This window comes from Sphingomonas sp. PL-96, assembly GCF_020707215.1.
Taxonomy (GTDB): domain Bacteria; phylum Pseudomonadota; class Alphaproteobacteria; order Sphingomonadales; family Sphingomonadaceae; genus Sphingomonas.
Genome location: NZ_JAJFET010000003.1, coordinates 296,902 through 317,562, shown reverse-complemented (window position 1 = coordinate 317,562; position 20,661 = coordinate 296,902). Strand labels below are relative to the sequence as shown.

Genomic DNA, 20,661 nt, shown 5'->3' with positions numbered 1-20,661 from the left:
GTTCAACGCGTTCCTCACCATGTATTCGCTTTGTTCCGCAAGAACAAGAGGCGAACTAAAGGAAAAACCGCGCACGGCTCCACACCTGCGAACAGCAGGCGGGCTCTCAGGATCTCAGGAGAGCGCGGGGCGCTCAGGCGAGCTGCGCGAGCGCCTTTTCCACGCCGTCCATGGTGAACGGCTTGGACAGCACCGGCCGGTCGCGGTGCTGCGGCTCGACGGCATCGCCCGACCCGCCGGTCGCCAGCACGAACGGTATACCCGCATTGGCAAGCGCGTCCGCGATCGGCCAGCTCTTCTCGCCCGCACGCAGGTTCACGTCGAGGATTGCGGCGTCGATGCCGCCCTCCGCGATCTGCGGCAACGCGTCGGCAACGCAGTCGGCAGTGCCGGCTACGCTCTTGCCGAGGATGTCGAGGAAATCCTCGAGCATCATCGCGATCAGGGGCTCGTCCTCCACGATGAGGATACGCTGGGGAGCAGTCATGTGCGCGCGTCTAAGCAGATGCCGAGGCTTCCGCCAAGTCTCATTTCGTTGCCAGAACGTCGCGTGCAGCTTCGCCTAGCTGTTGAACCGAGAACGGCTTGGGCAAAAACGCGACATTGCCAAGGTCGATGGAACGGCGCAGCTGCTCCTCCGCATAGCCCGACATGAACAGGATCGGGAGGTCGGGATACAGGCGCCGGACCTGGCGGGCCATGGTGGGACCGTCCATCACCGGCATCACCACGTCGGAGACGAGCAGGTCGATCTGCGGCCGGTCTGCCAGGAGGTCGAGCGCCACCTCGCCATTCTCGGCCGTCAGCACCTTGTACCCCTGCCGCGCGAGCGCGCGTTCGGCGACCGAGCGGACCATGTCCTCGTCCTCCACGAGCAGGATCGTGCCGGTGCCCCAGATGTCGCTCGGCCGCTCGCGGCGCGGCGGCGGCGCCAGTGCCGCCGGGGCGGCTGCAGAGGCGGCATGGACCGGCAGATAAAGGGTAAAGGAGGTCCCCTGCCCAACCACCGAGTCTGCAAAAATATAGCCGCCCGACTGCTTGATGATGCCGTACACCGTCGACAGGCCCAGGCCGGTGCCCTTGCCCACTTCCTTGGTGGTGAAGAACGGCTCGAAGATCTTGGGCAGGATCTCGGGCGGGATGCCGGTGCCGGTGTCGGTGATGCGGACCGCGGTATAGTCGCCGACGGGCAGCACCTCATTATCCATGGCGCGCACTTCGGCAGCGCCGATCGCGAGCGTCTCGATCACCAGGCGGCCGCGGCCGTTCGGGTTCTTGGCGACCATGGCGTCGCGGGCATTGACCGCCAGATTGACGACGACCTGCTCGAGCTGCCCCGGATCCGCGCGCACGGGACCCAGGTTGCGCCCGTGGCGAACGACCAGTTCCACCGCCTCGCCCAACAGCCGCTTCAGCAGGTTGGACACTTCGGAGATGACGTCGGGCAGCTGCAACACCTGCGGACGCAGCGTCTGCTGGCGCGAAAAGGCGAGAAGCTGGCGGGTCAGGCTGGCTGCGCGATTGGAGTTGGCGCGGATCTGCTGGATGTCGTCATAATCGCTATCACCGGGCGTGTGGCGCATCAGCATCAGATCACAATGACCGATAATAGCGGTCAATATGTTGTTGAAATCATGGGCGACGCCGCCAGCGAGCTGGCCGACCGCCTGCATCTTGGTCGCCTGCGCCACCTGGCGCTTCAGGCGTGACTCCTCGCCGGTGTCCTTCAGCGTCAGCAGCACCGCAGCATCGCCAAGACCGCGCCCGCCGCCGATGGTGAGCGCGATCGGCTCGTCGGGATGGTGGAGCAGCCGCACCGCCATGTCGGAGGCATGCTGGGCGCCGCTCGCGAACCGGCGGATCGCGGCGGCAAGCGCGCCCTTGTCCTCGCGCACCACCAGATCGCCCGGATAGAGCGGCGGTGCGTCGGTGTTGACCCCGGTCGCACGCGCGAACGCGTGGTTCATGTGCAGGAAGCGGCCATCGCGATCGACCAGGGCCATGCCCACTGGCAGCAGCGACACGAGCGCACGGACGTGCCCCGCCGTCCCACCCGCGATCGGCAGCGCCGCCTCGTTCGCCTCCTCGTCGAGCAGCATGACCAGCATGGCGGTCGCTTCGTCGGGAAGGAAAGGCACCTGCAGCAGGCGAAGCGGATTGCCGGCAGCGCCCTCGCGTTCGAAGCGGATGCGGCCGTCGCCATCGGTGGTCAGGAAGCGGGCGAAGTCCCGCCCGACGATCGAGCCTTCCTCATGCCCCATGGCGCGGCTTCGCAGCACGCGATTGGCAGCGCGGATGCGTCCATCGGCACCCAGCAGCGCGGCCATGATACCGACACCGCCCAGACGGTCGCCCTGCGGCCCGGCAAGCCATTGCTCGGCCTCGATCGACGCGGTTGCGCGACCGCTGCCAAAGAAGCGCCACACCAGACACCCGTCGCCGACCCGCTCGATCGCGGCTTCCAATGCCGTTCCGTCGGCCCGTATCCAGACGGCGGCACGCCCGTCCCGCCAGGCGGCGCGACCAGCCGCCGCCAGCTGCGCGGCGCCCTCATCCTCAAGCGGCAGTCCGGGCGGGGTGGGATAGCCGCCGAACCGCTCGGCGAAGCGGCCGTTGGCGCAGACCAGCTGGCCCGCGCGATCGGTCACCGCCAGCGCCTCCTCGCTCGCCTCGGCAAGCGCATGGGCAAGCGCCCAGTCAACGGGCGGGGCCTCCGCCCGCGGTACGGCACGGACACGCGACCAGGCGAACACCGCGGCCGGAATCAGCAGCGCAGCCGCCAGGAAGCCAGCCGCGACGACGGGCTCCCCGACCATGTTGAGGACCAGGAGGGCCGCGGCGAGGCCGATGCCGAACGCGACAAGGAACGGAAGACGATCGACCGTGGCCGAACCGTCTGTGGCAGTGGGAACGCGGGCCATCGCCGCGTTGTTGGGCGCGCCGCCGGTCACCGTCAAGCGGCGTACCCGCAGGCCGCCGCGCACCACGGGTCATGTGGCGCGCGGCGGGGTCGGATCACCAGATGCGGACGCGCGCGTCGGGTGCAAGATAGAGCTTGCTGTCTGCGCCCGGCTTGAAGGCCGTGTACCAGGGGTCGAGGTTGCGCACGACCCAGGCGCGCTGCTCGGACGGCGAGTGCGGATCGGTGAGCAGGCGCTGGCGCAGGTTCGCCTCGCGATAGCTGCGCCGCCACACCTGCGCCCAGCCGAGGTAGAAGCGCTGCTCCGGCGTATAGCCGCCCACCTCGCCGGCAGGCTTGCCGCCCAGCGAGTGCTGGTAGGCGTCCCACGCGGCGGTCAGGCCGGCGAGATCGGCGATGTTCTCGCCCAGCGTCAGCGCACCCTTCACGTGCAGGCCGGGCAGCGGCTCATAAGCGTCATACTGGCGCACCAGCGCATTGGTGCGCTCGTCGAAGCGCTTGACGTCCTCGGGCGTCCACCAGTCGGTCAGGCTGCCCTTGGCATCGTACTTGCGGCCCTGGTCGTCGAAGTGGTGGCTGATCTCGTGGCCGATGACGGCGCCGATGCCGCCATAGTTCACCGCCGGATCGGCGTTCGGGTCGAAGAACGGCGGCTGCAGGATTGCGGCCGGGAACACGATCTCGTTCATGACGGGGTTCGCATAGGCGTTCACCGTCATCGGGGTCATGAACCACTCCCACTTCTGGATCGGACGACCCAGCTTGGAGAAGTTGTCGGCGTGCGCCCAATTGGCGGCGCGAACGGCGTTGCCGAGTGCGTCACCGCCGCGGATCTCCAGGTTGGAATAATCCTTCCAGCGATCCGGATAGCCGATCTTGGGCGTAAAGGCGGCGAGCTTGGCGCGTGCCTTTGCCTTGGTCTCGGGCGCCATCCACTCGAGCTGGTCGAGCCGGCGGCCCATTGCCTCGGTCACATTGCGGACGAGCTCGTCCGCTGCGGCCTTGGTCTCCGGCGGGAAATATTTGGCGACATAGACCTTGCTGACCTCGTCGGCGAGCGCATCGCTGGTGAAGTCGACCGCGCGCTCCCAGCGCTGCTGCTGCTCCGGCGTGCCCGACAGGGTCGTGCCGTAGAACGCGAAATTCTCCTGGTCGAACGCAGCCGGCAGCACGCCGGCATATTGATCGAGCGAGCGGACCAGCAGCTGATCCTTGAGCACTGCCAGCGGGGCTGCCGTAATCGCCTTGGCGATGCCTGCAACCGCGCTCGGCTGCGCGACGATCACCGTGTCAACAGTGGCGCCCATGGTCTTGAAATAGGTCGGGAAGTCAAAGCCCGGCGCCTGCTTCTGCAGCTGGGCCAGCGTCATCTTGTTGTAGGTCTTGTCCGCATTGCGGCTCTCGACGCGAGTCCAGTGTGCCTTGGCGACGCTCGTCTCATAGGCGAGGATCGCAGCCGCGCGTGCCTGCGCGTTCGGCTCGCCTGCCAGCGTCAGCATCTTGGCGAGGTGCGCGACATAAGCGTTGCGCGTCTCGACCATCTTGGCGTCGGTCGAGAGATAATAGTCGCGGTCGGGCAGCCCCAGGCCGGACTGGCTGAGGTTCAGCGCATAGACTTCCGGGTTCTTGTCGTCGGGACCGACATAGCCGCCGAAGGGACCGTCGACGCCGTTGACCGAAGCCTGGCCCGCCAGCGCCGCATAGCCGCTCTTGTTCCCGAGCGCCTTGATCGTGCCGAGCCACGGCTGGATGGGCGCCAGTCCCTTGGCATCGATCCCGGCCTGGTCGAGGTACGTGGCATAAGCGACGCCGATCTTGGAGTTCGCGTCGCTGCGCACCCCGTCCAGGATCTCCCGCGTGCGAGTACGCGACAGGTCCTCCAGCACGGTGAACATGCCATAGTTGGACTTGTCGGCCGGGATCTGCGTCGTCTTCACCCAGGTGCCGTTGGCAAAGCCGTAGAAGTCGTCGCCCGGTGCGATCGCGCGGTCCATGCCGGCTTCGTCAAAGCCGAAGCTGCCGATCTGCGGCTTGGCGGTGCTGGCGGCCTGGACGGGGCTGGTTGCAGCCTCGCGTGCAGTCTGCGTCTGCTCGGCACCGGTAGTGGCGCACGCGCCGAGCAGCGCGGAGCCGGCGAGCAGGGAGGATAACAGAAGCGAACGCCGCATGGTGAGTCCTTCAGACAAAGTCGATTGCGGCTGTCTTAGTGCGCGGCGAACCCCCGTCAATTCAAAGACGTACCGTCGACGCGTGCGTGGCGGCGATGGCGGCGGCGCCACTTGCGGCCGATCCATAGCCGCCAGCCGAACGCGCTGCCGAAATAGCCGAGCAGTGCCCCGACCAGTGAGAAGAACAACAGTCCCACCAGCGTCGCCGGACCGGCGTCGACCAGCAGCCAGTCGAGCCAGCCGACATCGACCTGGGCATGGGTCGCCAGCGGGTGACCCGGCACCTGCGCATCGAAGCGCAGGAGCTTTGCGCCTACCCAATAAGCAGCGACCCACAGCGGCGGCGTGGTAAGCGGATTGGTGAAGAAGGTCGTGAGCGCTGCCGCCGGGATATTGGCGCGCAGCGGCAGCGCGAGCACGGCAGAGGCCGGGATCTGCCCCATCGGGATCAGGATACCGGTGACCATCCCCAGCGCCACGCCGCGGGGCACCGAACGGCGGGTGAAGCGCCACAGCTCCGGCGCGAGCACGCGGTGCGCCACCGGCCGAAGCCAGCGATTTTCGCCCATTCCCTCGCGCGTCGGCATGTTTGCCGCCGCCCAGCGGAGGATGCGCGCGCCGAGCTGCTTGTCCCCCAACTGCGTCAGCCGCGATCGCGCAGCAGGCGCTGCTGCTCACGCTTCCAATCGCGCTCCTTGATCGTGTCGCGCTTGTCATGGGCCTTTTTGCCCTTGGCCAGCGCCAGCTCAACCTTCGCACGCCCCTGCCCGTTGAAATAGACGCTGAGCGGCACGAGCGTCATGCCCTCGCGCGCCACCGCGCCGTGCATCTTGTTGATCTCGCGGAAGTTCAGCAGCAGCTTGCGCGGGCGCTTGGGCTCATGGTTGAAGCGGTTGCCGTGGCTGAACTCGGGAATGTTCGAGTTGACGAGCCACACCTCCTCATCCTTCACCTCGGCATAGCTTTCGGCGATCGAGCCTTCGCCGAAGCGCAGCGACTTCACCTCCGTACCGGTAAGCGCGATCCCAGCCTCATAGGTGGTCTCGATGAAATAGTCGAAGCGGGCGCGCCGGTTCTCGGCGACGATCTTGCGCTTGTCGAAGGTAGCTGGACGGGGTCGGGCCATGGGACGCCGGACATAGGCGCTCGCATGGCCTGAGGAAAGGTGGGTTGCACAAGAGGATGGCGAAGCCCGCGCGTCTTCCATAAGCTTGCGCAAAAAGCGCGAGTTGGAGAGAGACGATGCCCGGACCACGTCCTACCCGCCGTGCCTTTTTGCGCGCCTCCACTGCGATTGGAGCCTCGATCATGGCCATTCGTCCGACGCAGGGCGCCGTTCGGTCGGGCGCAAGCTCGGCTCCTCCGAAGAACCGCGCGCCGCTGGCACCCCAGCCCTATCGCCTGCTGCCGACCGGCGCGATCAAGCCGGTCGGATGGCTCCGCCGCCAGCTTCAGATCCAGGCCGATGGCATGGGCGGGCACCTCGACGAGACCTGGCCCGATGTCGGTCCGAACAGCGGCTGGCTGGGCGGCACGGGAGAGTCCTGGGAGCGGGGCCCCTATTTCCTGGACGGGCTGCTGCCGCTCGCCTGGCAGCTGGATTCGGCGCCGCTGAAGGCCAAGGCGCAGCGCTTCCTCGACTGGACGCTGGATCATCCGTGGCCGAACGGGATGATCGGGCCCCGCAGCAATGACGACTGGTGGCCGCGCATGGTGATGCTGAAGGTGCTCACCCAATATCACGAGCTTACCGGCGATGCCCGCGTGATCCCGGTGATGACGCGCTACTTCCATCATCAGCTGGAGGCGCTGCCCGGCCGGCCCTTGCGCGACTGGGGGAAGTTCCGCTGGCAGGATGAGGTCGCCTCCATCGTCTGGCTCTACAACCGCACCGGTGACGCCAAGCTGCTGGAGCTTGCCCGGCTGCTGCAGCGGCAGGGCTATGACTGGCAGGGGCTGTTTGCCGACTATCCCTACCGCACCAAGACGACGCTGGCAGCCATCGGCATGGACCGCCCCGACGTGCCGGGCGAGCCGCCACAGGGTCTGCGCGACCCGGCTCTGTCGGTGCACGGCGTCAACAACGCGCAGGCGCTCAAGGTGTCGCCGATCTGGTCCCTGATTTCCGGGTCCGCGAAGGATCGCGCGGCCTTTCACCGCCAGATCGACGCGCTCGATCGCTACCATGGCTTGCCGATCGGCCTCTATTCCGCGGACGAGCATCTTGCGGGCCGCAGCCCGAGCCAGGGGCTGGAACTCTGCGCGATCGTCGAGGCACTCTATTCGCTCGAGCATGCGCTGGCGATCACGGGCGATCCCGCGATCGGAGACCGGATCGAGCGCATCGCCTACAACGCGCTGCCGGCGACCTTCACCGACGACATGTGGGCGCATCAGTACGACCAACAGCCGAACCAGATCCGTTGCAGCCGTGCCAAGGGGCCGTGGACCACCAATGGTCGCGAGGCGAATCTGTTCGGACTGGAGCCGCATTTCGGCTGCTGTACGGCTAACTTCCACCAGGGCTGGCCGCGCCTCACCGCCAGCCTGTGGATGGCGTCCGAAGACGGCGGCCTGGTCGCCGCGATCCACGCCCCGTGCGAGGTGACGACCACCGTTGCCGATGTGCCGGTCCGCATCCGCGAGGAAACCGACTATCCGTTCCGAGAAACCATTGCGATCCATGTCGACCCGGCACGGCCGGCGCGGTTCCCGATCCACCTGCGGATTCCAGTCTGGGCCCAAACCGTGGCGGTCCGCGTAAACGGGGCCGCAGCGCCGGAGGCGAAGCCCGGGAGCTTCGCCCGGATCGAGCGTGATTGGAAAGCCGGGGACCGCATCGACATCGCGCTGACCAGCAGCGTGCGAACGGTAGCAGGGTTCCACGGCGCGCGGACGGTCGAGCAGGGACCGCTGGTGTTCGCCCTGCCGGTTGCCGAACGCTGGGAGAAGTGGCGGCCGCGTGGGCTGACCGCCGATTGGGAGGTGCATCCGGCAGGGTCCTGGGCGTACGGCCTGGCGCCGGATGCGCGCTTCCACCGCATCGAGCGATCGGTCGGACCCGTCCCCTTTTCCCGCCGCGATCCGCCGGTGGCGCTTGTCACTGAAGGCCGTTCTGTCTCGAACTGGCCGGAGGTCGATGGCTCGGCCGCACCGCCGCCTGAGGTTGCGATCGCAAAGGGGACGGCCGAGCGGCTGGTGCTGATCCCCTATGGCGCGCCCAAGCTGCGGGTCGCCGCCTTCCCGGGCGTTGGGGAGAGCTGAGTTACGCCGGCGCGACGGCTATTTCTTGGGCGTCACCCATACGGACACCGGCACCACGACTTTGCCGGGCGCGGGCTTGCCTACCTCGACGCGGTCGGCGGTGACGAGTTCGCCGGTCTCCAGGGTGAAGGACGCCCAGGGCTTGGGCATGCGGCCAAAGGTCATACGCTGGATGGGCTGACCGGTGGCGGTGTTCATGATCGTTGCGATGATTGCCATCGCGGGCGGATAGCGGCGGCGGCGCGACGCTGTCCAGCCGCGATGCGATCAGCCGTCGTGCTTCCAGTAGCGTACGTAATCGACCGACAGGCGCTGCGGAAACACCTTGTCGTCCACGCCCTTGGCACCACCCCAGTCCCCGCCCACCGCCAGGTTCAGGATCAGCGGATAGGGCCGCGTGAAGGGCCATGCCGCCTTGCCCCCCGGCTGGTCGTTTGCGACGCGCATGTACGCCCGGCCGTCGATGCCGATGGTGATCGAGTCCGGCTTCCAGTCGAGCTGGTAGCTGTGGAAGGCGGTGCAGGCAGTCGCCACCGTCTTCTGCGCCCCGCGCTGCGTCCCCAGGCGATGGTTGAAGGCGCCGCTGTGAAGTGTGGCGTGGATCACGTTCGGATCCCAGCCGACCATCTCCATGATGTCGATCTCGCCCACACCCGGCCATGGCGCGTCCTCACCCACCATCCAGATCGCAGGCCAGGCACCGCGCCCGCACGGCAGCTTGGCGCGCACCTCGTAGAAGCCGTAGCCGAGCTGCTCGCGGGTCACCAGCTTGGCGGAGGTGTATGCTTGGCCTCCCCAATCGGGGAACCCGGCCTTGGGGAGCGTTTCCCGCCGCGCCTCGATCACCAGCACCCCGTCCTCGATGCGCGTGTTCTCCCGGCGATCGGCCGCGTAATACTGCTTCTCGTTGTTGAACCAGCCCTGCGCGTTGCGCGACGTGTCGAACCGCCAGATTTTCTGGTCCACCCGCTTGCCGTCGAACTCATCCGCAAGGGTCGCCGGTGACGAGGGAGCCACCATCGGCGCATCGGCGCCATAGTTGGTGGCGCCCAGCGTGGCGGTCTGCAACGCCAGCAACATCCAGCTCATCGTGTTCCTCCCTCAATCGGATAGTGGCGCAGGGTCTGGCGGATGGCGCCGGGCCGAGCCGCCGCGCCGGTATCGTTCACCAGATGCGCGATCGTGCCCTTACCGCCGCCCAGCGAGATCGTCGTCACGCTGTCGAAGCGGACGCCGGGCACGCGCGGCGCCTCGATCGCACTTTCGAGCACGATCGACGGATCGGCGGTGAAGTTGGCATAGACGCCCATGCCCACTGCCTGATGCTGCCGGACATGATCGGCGACCTTGTACGCCGCCCATCCCCGCGTCGCGTCAGCCATATAGGCTGCCTGGCTCGGCGGGTCGTAGGGGATCTCGCACTGGTAGAAGAAGGTGCGGCCGCGCTCGCCATTCCACAGCGTCTGGTACTTGCGGAAGTGCTCGACGAAGAGGCCGTAGATGGTGCCGTCGTCGCCGTTCACCACCAGCCCCTGCTCGCCCGCGCTCTCGTCCCAGCCGACATGGACGCGGCCGCCCTCGCGGTCGCCGTGGTCCGCACGCCAGATCCATAGATGGTCGCCGATTACATGATGGCTGTTGATCTCCAGGCAGGTCTCGGCATTGCCGACCGCGGCGCCGCCGACGCGGAAGAACAAGTCGGCGAGCAGCGTCGGATCAGCGGCGTGATCGCGCGAGGCGCCACGCGGCCCCACCTCGACCAGCACCGGCGAGCGTTGCGGCCCGGCATCGACCAGGATGCCGGCGATGCTGACGCCCGGCACGTCGTCGACCACCAGCGCCTTGCTGCCGCCTTGCGCCAGCAGCGTGGCGAGCCCCAGCCCCAGCACGACCGTGCCTGCACGGACGATGCGCAGCGGCTCGGCGACCGGATAGATGCCGGGAGTGAGCAGCAGGTGCTTGCCGCTGGCGAGCGCCGCGTTGATCCGGGCGGGCGTGTCGCCGGGCCTGGCGATGAAGAAGTGGTCGAGCAAGATCGCCTTGCCGGCGGGTGCTCCCGAGCCCCAGCTGGTGCCGCGCACCTCGCGGCGCAGCGCGGGGACGAACACCTCCCACTCGCCCGCCGCGGAGACGGTCAGGAACGGCTTCTCCCGCACCAGCGGTACCGTCGGGACGGCGGTATAGGGAGGCTCGGGGAAGCTCGTCGCCGGGGCGCCCTCCACCCCGGCGAACACCATGTTCCAGTTGGAGCCCTCCCACGCCCCGATCCGGCTGCCGCGGGTGAACCATTGCTGCTGAGAGCCCGAGCGGATGGTGCCGTCGATCCGGCAATCCGCCATGAAGCCGCCGCTCGACCAGCCGCCATCGTCGAGCGCGAGGTCGCCCGTCAGGTGAATGCGGCGATACGGGGCCGCCTGCGACACCGCCCAGCGATCCTTGCCGTCCGGCGGACGGACGGCGAGGTTCTCGACGCCGCGCCAGAAGTTGACCAGCGCCATGCCGCCCAACCAGTCCGCCTCGGCATGGACATGGCCGTCGATCGTCACCTCGCCGGGCAATCGACCGAGCCCCGCCACCTGGGTGAAGAAGCCGACATTGACATCGACCGAGTGACGGCCGGGCTTGAACAGGATTGCGTAGCGGCGATCGGTGAAGTGGCTGCGTTCCTGCTCGCGAAAAATAGCGTCGAGCCGCGCCTGCACTGCCTGCGCAGGCATCGCGGGGTCCATCACCACCACGTTCGGCCCGAAATCGGGCTCACCGCGCGGCGCCGCGCGCGCGATCGCCGGCATCAGCCCGGTCGCCGCCATCCCCGCCAGCGCACCGCGCCGGCTTGTCCCCAGTCTCTCCATCCGCCTCGCTCTTCGGCCAAGTTCGTGGAGACTGGGCTACAGGGGCCGGCGCCGCTGCACCAGCCCCTGCGGGAGATCAGGCGATGGCCGGCAGCCGCTCCAGATGCTTCTCCAGCGTGATCGGATAGTCGCGTACCCGCACGCCCGTCGCATTGTAGATCGCGTTGGCGATGGCCGCGCCCACGCCGCACAAGCCGAGCTCGCCCACGCCCTTGGCCTTCATCGGCGAGGTCTTGTCGTCCGGATAATCCAGGAAGACCACTTCCTGATGCGGGATGTCCGCGTGCACGGGCACCTCATAGCCGGCAAGGTCGTGGTTGACGAAGAAGCCCAGCCGCTTGTCGACCGCGAGTTCCTCCATCAGCGCCGCGCCCGCCCCCATCGTCATCGCCCCGATCACCTGGCTGCGCGCCGCGATCGGATTGAGGATGCGCCCGGCGTCACACACCGCCAGCATCCGGCGGATGCGGATCTCGCCGGTATAGGCCTCCACCGCCGCCTCGACGAAATGGCCGGCAAAGGTGGACTGCTGATATTGTTTGCCGAGGTCGCCGAACTCGATCCCCGCTTCGGCGGAGAGGCCGGCCGCCTCCTTGAGCGATGCGGTCCGGTTGCCGGAGCGAACCTCGCTGTCCTCGAACACGGCATCGGCCGAGTTGAAGCCAAGCTTTGCCGCCACGGTCTCGCGCAGCTTCATGCAGGCGGCGTACACGCCGGCGGTGGAGCTGTTGCCGCCCCACTGCCCGCCCGAGCCGGCCGAGACCGGGAAGTCGGAGTCGCCCAGCAGCACGATGACCTTGTCGAGCGGCACGCCCATCGTCTCGGCCGCAGTCTGGGCGATGATCGTGTAGCTGCCCGTTCCGATGTCGGTCATGTCGGTCGCGACCGTGACCATGCCCTTGGCGTCGATGCCGACGCGGGCCGCCGACTTCTGGTTGATGTTGTTGCGAAAGCCCACCGCCATGCCCATCCCCACGAGCCAGCGGCCGTCCCGAACCTGTGCGGGCTTGGGGTTGCGGCGCGACCAGCCGAACCGATCGGCGCCGGTGCGCAGGCATTCGACCAGATGACGCTGCGAGAACTGCCGCTTCGGGTCTTCCGGATCGACCATCGTGTCATTGGCGATGCGGAAGGCGACCGGGTCCATGCCCAGCTTTTCCGCCATCTCGTCCATCGCCACTTCCAGCGCCATCATGCCGGGCGCCTCGCCCGGCGCGCGCATGGCATTGCCCTCCGGCAGGTCGAGCACCGCCAGCCGCATCGCCGTCATCCGGTTCGGCGCGGCGTAGAGGAGCTTGGTCTGCGACACGGCCGTCTCCGGCCCACCCTCGGGCAGATCGCCCGAGGTGCTTTCGTGCGCGATCGCGGTCAGCTTGCCGTCGCGCGTCGCACCCAGCCGCACGCGCTGGATGGTCGCGGGACGGTGCGTGGTGTTGTTGATGCTCATCGGCCGGGTGAGCGCGACCTTGACCGGGCGGCCGGCGGCGCGCGCGCCCAGTGCCGCCATCACCGCGTCGGCGCGCAGGAACAGCTTGCCGCCAAAGCCACCGCCGACAAAGGGCGAGTCCATCCGGACGTTCTCGGCCGGGATGCCCAGCGTCTTGGCCAGATCCTCCTTGCCCCAGGCGATCATCTGGTTGGAGGTCCAGACCGTCAGCTTGTCGCCGTTCCACGCCGCGATACTGGCGTGCGGCTCCATCATCGCATGGGTTTCGTCGGGCGTGGTGTAGAAGGCGTCGAGCTTGACCGGCGCCTTGTCGAACGCCGCCTCGAACGTGCCGACGCGCTCGATCGGCGGGGCGCCCGAGCCTTCGCCGCTGTTGCCGCCGTAGAGCGGCGCATTCTCGGCCTCCTTGGCGAGGTCGAAGCGGCCGGTGCTACGGGTATAGTCGATGCGGATCAGCCCGGCGGCGGCGCGCGCCTGCTCGAACGTTTCGGCGACGACGATCGCCACTGCCTGGTGATAATGGTCCACCGTCGGTCCGGCGAGCAGCTTGGCGGTGTTCTTGCTGCCCTTCTCGAGCTTGCCCGCATTCTCATGACTGACGATGGCGAGCACGCCCGGCGCGGCCTCTGCCTCACGCGTGTCGATGCGGTTGATGCGGCCTTTGGCAATGGCGGAGCCCAGGATGAAGCCATAGGCCTGGTTCGGCGCGACATCATGGCGCTCATAGGCATAGGGCGCGGTGCCGGTGGTCTTGCGTGGACCGTCGATGCGCGGCGTGGGGCGCCCGACCACCTTCAGCTGGTCGATCGGGTTCGTGCCCGCAGGGGTTTCGAACTTCATCGCAATCAGGCCTTCGCTTGCGCCATCACCGAAGCGAGGGTCCGCTCGGCAAGGGGGATCTTGAACGCATTGTCCTGGGTCGGGCGGGCGCCGGCAAGCAGCCGGGCGGTCACCGCCTTTGCCCCCTGCGGCATTGCCGCCTCGGCCGCTTCGAGGCGCCACGGCTTGGGGGCAACGCCGCCCAGTGCCACGCGGCCGGTGCCGTCTGGCTGGATCACCGCCGCGACGGAGACCAGCGCAAAGGCGTAGGACGCCCGGTCCCGCACCTTGTGGTAGAAATGCTGCCCGCCGACCGGCGCCGGCAGCGTCACGCCGGTGATGAGCTCGCCCTTGGCAAGGTTGGTCTCGATATGCGGCGTGTCGCCCCACAGCCGGTGGAAGTCGGCGATGGGGATGCTGCGCGTGGCGCCGGTGGCATTTACCGTCTCGACCTGCGCATCGAGCACGCGCATCGCGACCGCCATGTCGCCGGGATGGGTGGCGATGCAGGCGTTCGACGTGCCGATCACCCCCAGCTGGCGCGAATAGCCACCGATCGCGGCACAACCCGACCCGGGCTTGCGCTTGTTGCACGGTTGGTTGGGGTCGTAGAAATACGGGCAGCGCGTCCGCTGAAGCAGGTTGCCGGCGGTGGTCGCCTTGTTGCGCAACTGGCCCGAGGCACCTGCCGCGATGGCACGGCTGAGCACGGCATAGTCGCGCCGCACGCGCGGGTGCGCCGACAGCGTCGTATTGCTGACCAGCGCGCCGATGCGCAGACCGCCGTCCCCGGTTTCCTCGATGCGGTCGAGCTTCAGGTCCTGCACGTCGACCAGATGGCTGGGCGCCTCGATCTCCAGCTTCATCAGGTCGAGCAGATTGGTGCCGCCCGCGATGAACTTGGCGCCGGGCTTCTGCGCGACGGCCGCCGCGGCGGCTGCGGGCGAAGTCGCCCGCTCATAGGTGAAGGGCTTCATGCGCGTGCCCCCTTGCCGCCGGCAACTTCTGCCATCGCCTCGGCAATGTTGGAATAGGCGCCACAGCGGCAGATGTTGCCGCTCATCCGCTCGCGCAGCTCCATGTTGGAGGCGGCGGGCGCAGCCGTCAAGTCGTCTGTCACATGGCTGGGGATGCCCGCCTTGATCTCGTCCAGCACCGCCACTGCCGAGCAGATCTGGCCCGGCGTGCAATAGCCGCACTGATAGCCGTCGTGCTTGACGAACGCCGCCTGCATCGGGTGCAGGTCGTCAGGCGTGCCGAGCCCCTCGATGGTGGTGACGGCGTCGCCGTCATGCATCACCGCCAGGCTCAGGCAGCTGTTGATGCGGGTGCCGTTCACCAGCACCGTGCAGGCGCCGCACTGGCCGTGGTCGCAGCCCTTCTTGGTGCCGGTGAGCTTCAGATGGTCGCGCAGCGCATCGAGCAGCGTCGTACGGGTGTCGAGCTGCAGCCTGGCGGTGCGGCCGTTCACCTTCAGCGAGACATTGGCTCGGGGTGGCGGAGCAGCCGCGGGCAGCGGCTGGGCGCCCGCCTCTGGCGTGACGCTGGCGGCGGCAACGGTCGCCGCGCTGCCGGCCAGCACGCCACGACGCGAAAGCTGGAAAGCGGATGATTTCTGCATCTTGGGGGGAACCCTTTTTGCGCGCAGGTCGCGCGTTCGCCCCCTTCTACGCGAGAGCGTCCCGAAGGTTCAGCCCCTTTCTTTACAATGCGCGAACCGTCAGCCCGTTGATCGAAGCCCCTGCAATGCGCTTACCCGCCGGACGTCGTTCTCGACCACCGCGTTGGTGAAGCGCCGGAACAGCCGCTGCGCCTGCTGCCAGGATCCACCTTCCTGCTCCGGACGCTCGCGCGTGCGGACAAGACCGCTGCCCCAGTCGGCAGCGATCCGCTGAAGCTCGGCATCCTTCTCGGTCAGCGCCTGATCGATCACCAGCGACGAAAAGGGCATGGCGATCCGCGGCGCGGCAAAGCGGGCGCGCAGATCCTCCCGCGCGTCGCCCGGCGCGAAGAGCAGTGCGCCGGCAACGCGTGCGGCATAGTTGGCGGGCGACAGCTTGGCCCACCAGCCGACCGCAAAGCAGCTGAGGCCGCTCGCGATCAGCAGCACGGAACGATCGGAGTCGGTCACCGCCCGGTCGAGCTTTGCGGCCCAGCGCGCCCGGTCGGAACGCGTCGTAAAGGCGCCGGTCAGATGCCGGCTGCCCTCGGCCGGCCAGCCGAGCGTGCGCCAGGCCGCGCGGTTGTCCTGCGGATCCGACAGTGTGATGACGGACAGATCTTCGCGCCATGATGCCAGGCTGGTCATCGCCTCTCCTCCCGTTCGGTTTGGCAGACGTCGGCGCGTCCCCACGCGCACGCCGCCCGCCGGTTCATGCGTGAATCACGAAACATGCCCTTCCAGGCGCCCATCGTCGGCGCGCCGGCGAACCTCGCGTGTCACCAGGTTGCAGGCCTCCAACGGTGCCGCGCCGTGCCCGCCAGCTTCGAAGCTCTCGAGCAGCACCTCGTCGAGCAGCTCCTGCCCGTGCGACCATGCGCCCAGGCCGCTGTCGGCGTTGAGGTGCCCGCGCGCACCCGCATCGATGAACTCGCTGCCCCAATCCGCCGCAAAGCCACGCGCGCGCTCCAGCGAAACCCAGGGATCATCCTGCGACGCGACGACGATCGAAGGAAACGGCAGCCGCAGCCGCGGGATATGTGCAAACCCCTTCACCTCGGCGGGTGCGTCCGGGTCGTCGACATCCGCAGGCGCCACCAGCAGCGCACCCACCACGGGGCCGTCCGACAGCTGCGGCGACAGCGCCACCCACCAGGCTACCGCGATGCACCCCAGGCTGTGAGCCGCCAGCACGACCGGCCCGTCCGCCTGGCGAATCGCCTGGTCGAGCTTGGTCACCCAGCTATTGCGGTGGGGGGTGTGCCACATGCCCAGGTCTACCCGGACGGTATCGGGCCGGCCCTGCTCCCACAGCGTCTGCCAGTGCGAAGGACCCGACCCATTCAGGCCCGGAACCGTCAAGATCGTCGGATACCGCGCATCGTTCGAAGAGGAACTTGCCATATCGCTTCTCCTGCTCCCGAGAAGAACCCCTGACTACCACGCCTCCCAGCGGCTTCGAAGATAATCCTACTATCCTGCTGTGCAATTAAGCTGCGCCCGGTCGAGGCTGGAATGCGGCCGGTCCCTCTGCCGTCACGCGGGAAGCGCAACGCCGTTTGCCACCGCCTCCGCGCCGCCGGCGCGGAACCGGGCGAGGTCGAGGATACCGGCCCGCTTGGCGACGATCGTGGGCACCAGCGCCTGGCCCGCGACATTCACCGCGGTGCGGCCCATGTCCAGAATCGGATCGATCGCCAGCAGCAAGCCCACGCCGTCGAGCGGCAGCCCCAGAGTGGACAGGGTCAGCGTCAGCATCACCGTTGCCCCCGTCATGCCGGCAGTCGCCGCCGACCCCAGTACGGAGACGAACACGATCAGCAGATAGTCGCCAAAGTGCAGCGGCACGCCGAAGAACTGGGCCACGAAGATGGCCGAGATCGCCGGGTAGATGGCGGCGCAGCCGTCCATCTTGGTCGTAGCAGCGAGCGGCACGGCGAAGGAGGTATAGGCACGCGGCACGCCCAGCGCGCGCTCGGTCACCTCTTCAGTCAGGGGCAGCGTCCCGACCGAGGAGCGCGACACGAAACCGAGCTGGATCGCGGGCCATGCCAAGGCGAAGAAGCGCAAGGGGCTCAGGCCATGCGCCGCCAGCAGCAGCGGGTAGACGACGAACAGCACCAGCGCGAGGCCCAGGTAGATCGCGCCTGCAAAGGCGCCAAGGCTCGACAGCGTGCTCCAGCCATAGCGGACGGCGGCGTCGCCGATGAGCGCGGCGGTGCCGATCGGCGTCAGCGCGATCACCCAGCGCAGCAGGCGGCGGAAGATCTGAAGCGCCGAGGCGTTGAACGCCAGGAACGGCGCGCCCGCCTCGCCGATCCGCACCGCGGCCGCACCGATCGCGATGGCGGCGACGATGATCTGCAGCACGTTGAACGACAGGGTCGTCGACAACTGCGCATCCGCCTGAGTGGTGCTTGCGGTGATGCCGAGGAAGTTGGCCGGGATCAGCCCTTTCAGGAAATCGACCCAGCTGCCGGTGGTCGCCGGGAGCGCCGCAGTCGTCTGGTCGATGCCGGCATGCAGGCCCGGCTGGATCACCAGGCCGAGCACGATCCCGATCGTGACGGCGATCCCCGCGGTGATCGCGAACCACAGCAGCGTCTGCGCCACCAGTCGGGCGGCGTTGCGCAGTTCCCGCAGCGCCGCGATCGACCCGACGATGGCGGTGAACACCAACGGGGGCACCAGCGCCTTCAGCAGCTGCACGAAGCTCTGGCCGATAGTGTGAAGCATCTGCGTAAGCCAGTTCGCCTCGCCACCCGGCAGCGATCGCGCAACAAGGCCCAGCAGCACACCCGCAAGCATGCCGACCAGCACCTGGACGCCGAAAGAAGGCCAGCGGCGGGTCGTGCCGCCTGTCGATGTTTGGGTCATGCCCTCAATCTGGGCGTCGCCCCCATGCCACCCAACATAGCTTTTCTCTGCCCCGTAAAAGCTCGCGGCAGGACTAGGCCGGATTTGCGGTCCTGCCTGGGGGACGCTTTCTTCGTGACAATTGCTTTCGCAGCCGTTCCAATGCGCCTAACTTCAGCGCGGCCGTTGCGGCCGGACCCTTGGCTACTGGAGACGATTGTGCGTCGGTCCCTGCTTCTTGCCGCCTCCGCCCTGATGCTCATGGGCCAGACCTCGCCTGCTCCGGCACCGGAGGCGCCCGCACCGGCAGATCCCGCGGCTGAAGTGAACCCGTTCATCGGCACCACCAACGGCGGCAACGTGTATCCCGGCGCGACGATGCCGTTCGGAATGGTGGCCTTCAGCCCGGAGCAGACCGCGCTTCCGGGCAAGCGCTTCGCGATCTCGGCACCTGGCGGCTACGAATGGCGCTCCAACGGTGTGCGCGGGTTCAGCCTGACGCATATCTCCGGCACCGGCTGCACCGGAGCGAGCGGCGACATTCCGATCATGCCGGTCACCGTGCCGGTCGAGACTTCCCCGTCCTCCGTCGCCGCGGGCATGCTCTATTCGAGCATCCTCACCCACGATCGGGAGCGCGCGAGCCCTGGCGCCTATTCCGTGACGCTCGACAACGGGGTTGCCGTCGACCTGGGCGCGACGGACCGGACGGCGGCTGGCCGCTTCACCTTTCCGGCGGACAAGGACGCCAACCTGCTGTTCCGCACCTCCGACAGCGAGGTCGGCAGCACCGCGTCGACCATCCGCATCGACCCCACGACCCGCACCGTCAGCGGATCGGTGACCAGCGGCAACTTCTGCGGCTACCTCGCCGAGGATCGGCGGGAGAGCTATTACACGCTGCACTTCGTGGCGGTGTTCGACCAGCCGTTCGAAACGGGCGGCACTTGGCGCGACGACATGGTGCAGGCCGGCGCCACCAGCGGCTCCGGTGGTACCGGCTATGGCACCCGCGGCCACCCGGAGGCCGGCAAGGGTGCCGGTGGCTGGATCCACTTCGATGCAAAGCGCACGCCCGTCGTCAACGTCCGCATCGGCATCTCCTATGTCGATGACGCCGGTGCCCGTGCGAATCTGGAGCGCGAGAGCCCGGCGACCGCCACGCTGGAGACCACCCAAGCCGCGACTAGCGCGGCGTGGAACCGGGCGCTGGGGCAGGTTCGGATCACGGGCGGTGCGGCGGACGATCGCACCGTCTTCTATACCGCGCTCTACCATTCGCTGATGGAGCCCAACCTCTATAGCGACGCAGACGGTCGCTACCGCGGCTTCGATGGTGCGGTGCACCAGCTGGCACAGGGTCAGCAGGCGCAATATGCCAACTATTCCGGCTGGGACGTCTACCGCTCGCAGCTTCAGCTGGTGACGCTGCTCGACCCGCAGCGCGGATCCGATATCGCCCAGTCTCTGCTCAACCAGGCAAACCAGAATGGCGGCGTATGGGACCGCTGGACGCACCTGACGGGAGCGACCGGCGTGATGAACGGCGATCCCTCGCCGCCCTCGCTTGCCGCCATCCATGCGTTCGGCGGGCGGGCGTTCGACCTGCAGGGCGCCTATGCCTCGCTCAAGAAGGCGGCGACCGTGCCCACGACCAGGGACCTCAGCCGCACCGGCTGCCCGGTGCTGTGCGTCGGCCAGCGCCCGGGCCTCGCTGCCTGGATGAAGCATCACTACATGCCGGTCGGCGCGCCCGGATGGGGCATGGCGTCCGACACGTTGGAGATGGTGGCCGCCGACTTCGGCCTGTCCGAACTGGCGCAGGCCGCCGGCGACCGCGCCGGTGCGGCTCAGTTCCGCAGGCGTTCAGGCTGGTGGCGCAACCTGTTCAATCCCAATGCGACGGCCGAAGGCGGCTATATCCAGCCGCGCAACGCAGACGGCAGCTGGCCCAAGTTCGACCCCGCCTCGTTCGACGAGTTCGTGGAAGGCAGCGGCGCGCAATATTTGTGGATGGTGCCCTTCGACCCTGCCGGGCTGATCCAGGCGCTGGGCGGACGCGCGACGGCGGCACGGCGGCTCGACGCCTTCTTCCAGAAGCCGGACGGCAGCTGGGCGGTGACCAAGTCGGGACCGCTTCATGCCGAGCTCGACAATGAACCCTCGATCGCCGCGCCGTGGCTCTACAATTTCGTAGGCCAGCCGTGGAAGACCCAGGCGACCGTTCGCGCCGCCATGCGCCAGATCTGGACCAACAAGCCCGGGGGGATCTCCGGCAACGACGACCTGGGTCAGATGTCGTCCTGGTATGTGTGGTCGGCGCTGGGGCTCTATCCGGTCTACCCCGGCCGGGCGGAGCTGGTGCTCGGCAGCCCCTTGTTCCCGCAGGCAGTGGTGGAGCGGCCGGACGGCACCCGCATCACGATCCGCGGGCAAGGTGCTGCGGCGAATGCGCCCTATGTCCAGGCGCTCCGCGTAAACGGCCAGGCGAGCGACCGCAGCTGGCTGCCGGCGGACTTCGTGGCGAAGGGCGGGTCGCTGGAGTTCACGCTGGCCACGGAACCCAACCGCAGCTGGGCGACGCGCAGCGTGCCGCCCTCGTTCGGACCAAAGCGCTGAAACAAACCCTGCCACCCCGTTTGTCTTGAGCAGGGATCGAGCTTGTCGAGAGCCCG

The 20,661-nt window shown here is 68.0% G+C and carries 16 protein-coding genes; 2 read left to right on the top strand and 14 right to left on the bottom strand.

Annotation, left to right across the window (positions count from 1 at the left end; translation table 11 throughout):
• Positions 1 to 133: 133 nt before the first annotated feature.
• The 5 genes from LK533_RS08920 to smpB all read right to left on the bottom strand — a co-directional run bounded on the left by LK533_RS08920 (position 134) and on the right by smpB (position 6,214).
• Positions 134 to 487, bottom strand: coding sequence for a response regulator (locus LK533_RS08920; RefSeq protein ID WP_229362438.1), 354 nt, complete (start codon positions 485 to 487; stop codon positions 134 to 136).
• A 40-nt stretch (positions 488 to 527) separates the two neighbouring features.
• Positions 528 to 2,921, bottom strand: coding sequence for a response regulator (locus LK533_RS08915; protein WP_229362490.1), 2,394 nt, complete (start codon positions 2,919 to 2,921; stop codon positions 528 to 530).
• A 94-nt stretch (positions 2,922 to 3,015) separates the two neighbouring features.
• A complete protein-coding gene (locus LK533_RS08910; protein ID WP_229362437.1) occupies positions 3,016 to 5,088 on the bottom strand; it encodes a M13 family metallopeptidase in 2,073 nt (690 codons plus the stop codon).
• Positions 5,089 to 5,144: 56 nt separating this feature from the next.
• Positions 5,145 to 5,675, bottom strand: a complete 531-nt coding sequence (locus tag LK533_RS08905) for a DUF2062 domain-containing protein (RefSeq protein WP_229362489.1) — start codon at positions 5,673 to 5,675, stop codon at positions 5,145 to 5,147.
• Positions 5,676 to 5,731: 56 nt separating this feature from the next.
• Positions 5,732 to 6,214, bottom strand: a complete 483-nt coding sequence (gene smpB / locus LK533_RS08900; protein ID WP_229362436.1) for an SsrA-binding protein SmpB — start codon at positions 6,212 to 6,214, stop codon at positions 5,732 to 5,734.
• Positions 6,215 to 6,396: 182 nt separating this feature from the next.
• Here smpB and LK533_RS08895 point away from each other — a divergent pair, with 182 nt between their 5' ends.
• On the top strand, positions 6,397 to 8,352 hold the full coding sequence (locus tag LK533_RS08895) for a beta-L-arabinofuranosidase domain-containing protein (protein WP_229362435.1): 1,956 nt from the start codon (positions 6,397 to 6,399) through the stop codon (positions 8,350 to 8,352).
• Between the two features lie 18 nt (positions 8,353 to 8,370).
• Here LK533_RS08895 and LK533_RS08890 read toward each other — a convergent pair whose 3' ends face one another.
• From LK533_RS08890 to LK533_RS08850, 9 genes are all read right to left on the bottom strand, one after another.
• Entirely contained in the window at positions 8,371 to 8,571 is a 201-nt protein-coding gene (locus LK533_RS08890; protein WP_229362434.1) for a hypothetical protein, read from the bottom strand.
• Positions 8,572 to 8,619: 48 nt separating this feature from the next.
• Positions 8,620 to 9,441: a glycoside hydrolase family 16 protein gene (locus tag LK533_RS08885; protein ID WP_229362433.1), complete on the bottom strand. Its 822-nt coding sequence runs from the start codon at positions 9,439 to 9,441 to the stop codon at positions 8,620 to 8,622.
• The gene (locus tag LK533_RS08880) at positions 9,438 to 11,204 is read right to left on the bottom strand and encodes an adenylyl cyclase (RefSeq protein WP_229362432.1); all 1,767 of its coding nucleotides are present in this window, start codon (positions 11,202 to 11,204) and stop codon (positions 9,438 to 9,440) included. Before LK533_RS08880 ends, LK533_RS08885 begins: the two co-directional genes overlap by 4 nt.
• 76 nt (positions 11,205 to 11,280) lie before the next feature.
• Positions 11,281 to 13,491 carry an aldehyde oxidoreductase molybdenum-binding subunit PaoC gene (gene paoC / locus LK533_RS08875; protein ID WP_229362431.1) on the bottom strand — a complete coding sequence of 737 codons (2,211 nt, stop codon included), beginning with the start codon at positions 13,489 to 13,491 and terminating at the stop codon, positions 11,281 to 11,283.
• A 5-nt stretch (positions 13,492 to 13,496) separates the two neighbouring features.
• A complete protein-coding gene (locus tag LK533_RS08870; protein ID WP_229362429.1) occupies positions 13,497 to 14,447 on the bottom strand; it encodes an FAD binding domain-containing protein in 951 nt (316 codons plus the stop codon).
• The gene (gene paoA / locus LK533_RS08865) at positions 14,444 to 15,091 is read right to left on the bottom strand and encodes an aldehyde dehydrogenase iron-sulfur subunit PaoA (RefSeq protein ID WP_229362428.1); all 648 of its coding nucleotides are present in this window, start codon (positions 15,089 to 15,091) and stop codon (positions 14,444 to 14,446) included. Before paoA ends, LK533_RS08870 begins: the two co-directional genes overlap by 4 nt.
• Before the next feature lie 99 nt (positions 15,092 to 15,190).
• On the bottom strand, positions 15,191 to 15,778 hold the full coding sequence (locus LK533_RS08860) for an alpha/beta hydrolase (protein ID WP_229362427.1): 588 nt from the start codon (positions 15,776 to 15,778) through the stop codon (positions 15,191 to 15,193).
• Between the two features lie 75 nt (positions 15,779 to 15,853).
• A complete protein-coding gene (locus LK533_RS08855) occupies positions 15,854 to 16,534 on the bottom strand; it encodes an RBBP9/YdeN family alpha/beta hydrolase (protein ID WP_229362426.1) in 681 nt (226 codons plus the stop codon).
• 132 nt (positions 16,535 to 16,666) lie between these two features.
• Positions 16,667 to 18,007 carry a dicarboxylate/amino acid:cation symporter gene (locus tag LK533_RS08850; RefSeq protein WP_229362425.1) on the bottom strand — a complete coding sequence of 447 codons (1,341 nt, stop codon included), beginning with the start codon at positions 18,005 to 18,007 and terminating at the stop codon, positions 16,667 to 16,669.
• Between the two features lie 198 nt (positions 18,008 to 18,205).
• Between LK533_RS08850 and LK533_RS08845 the strand changes: the two genes are divergently transcribed.
• On the top strand, positions 18,206 to 20,605 hold the full coding sequence (locus tag LK533_RS08845) for a GH92 family glycosyl hydrolase (protein WP_229362424.1): 2,400 nt from the start codon (positions 18,206 to 18,208) through the stop codon (positions 20,603 to 20,605).
• Positions 20,606 to 20,661: the final 56 nt, after the last annotated feature.

Bases quoted from the DNA above. Each gene is read 5' to 3' on its own strand.
- LK533_RS08860 (WP_229362427.1), bottom strand. From the start codon at position 15,778: ATGACCAGCCTGGCATCATGGCGCGAAGATCTGTCCGTCATCACACTG.
- LK533_RS08905 (WP_229362489.1), bottom strand. From the start codon at position 5,675: ATGCCGACGCGCGAGGGAATGGGCGAAAATCGCTGGCTTCGGCCGGTG.
- LK533_RS08870 (WP_229362429.1), bottom strand. From the start codon at position 14,447: ATGAAGCCCTTCACCTATGAGCGGGCGACTTCGCCCGCAGCCGCCGCG.
- LK533_RS08850 (WP_229362425.1), bottom strand. From the start codon at position 18,007: ATGACCCAAACATCGACAGGCGGCACGACCCGCCGCTGGCCTTCTTTC.
- LK533_RS08855 (WP_229362426.1), bottom strand. From the start codon at position 16,534: ATGGCAAGTTCCTCTTCGAACGATGCGCGGTATCCGACGATCTTGACG.
- paoA (WP_229362428.1), bottom strand. From the start codon at position 15,091: ATGCAGAAATCATCCGCTTTCCAGCTTTCGCGTCGTGGCGTGCTGGCC.
- LK533_RS08920 (WP_229362438.1), bottom strand. From the start codon at position 487: ATGACTGCTCCCCAGCGTATCCTCATCGTGGAGGACGAGCCCCTGATC.
- smpB (WP_229362436.1), bottom strand. From the start codon at position 6,214: ATGGCCCGACCCCGTCCAGCTACCTTCGACAAGCGCAAGATCGTCGCC.
- LK533_RS08895 (WP_229362435.1), top strand. From the start codon at position 6,397: ATGGCCATTCGTCCGACGCAGGGCGCCGTTCGGTCGGGCGCAAGCTCG.
- LK533_RS08890 (WP_229362434.1), bottom strand. From the start codon at position 8,571: ATGGCAATCATCGCAACGATCATGAACACCGCCACCGGTCAGCCCATC.
- LK533_RS08910 (WP_229362437.1), bottom strand. From the start codon at position 5,088: ATGCGGCGTTCGCTTCTGTTATCCTCCCTGCTCGCCGGCTCCGCGCTG.
- paoC (WP_229362431.1), bottom strand. From the start codon at position 13,491: ATGAAGTTCGAAACCCCTGCGGGCACGAACCCGATCGACCAGCTGAAG.
- LK533_RS08880 (WP_229362432.1), bottom strand. From the start codon at position 11,204: ATGGAGAGACTGGGGACAAGCCGGCGCGGTGCGCTGGCGGGGATGGCG.
- LK533_RS08915 (WP_229362490.1), bottom strand. From the start codon at position 2,921: ATGGCCCGCGTTCCCACTGCCACAGACGGTTCGGCCACGGTCGATCGT.
- LK533_RS08885 (WP_229362433.1), bottom strand. From the start codon at position 9,441: ATGAGCTGGATGTTGCTGGCGTTGCAGACCGCCACGCTGGGCGCCACC.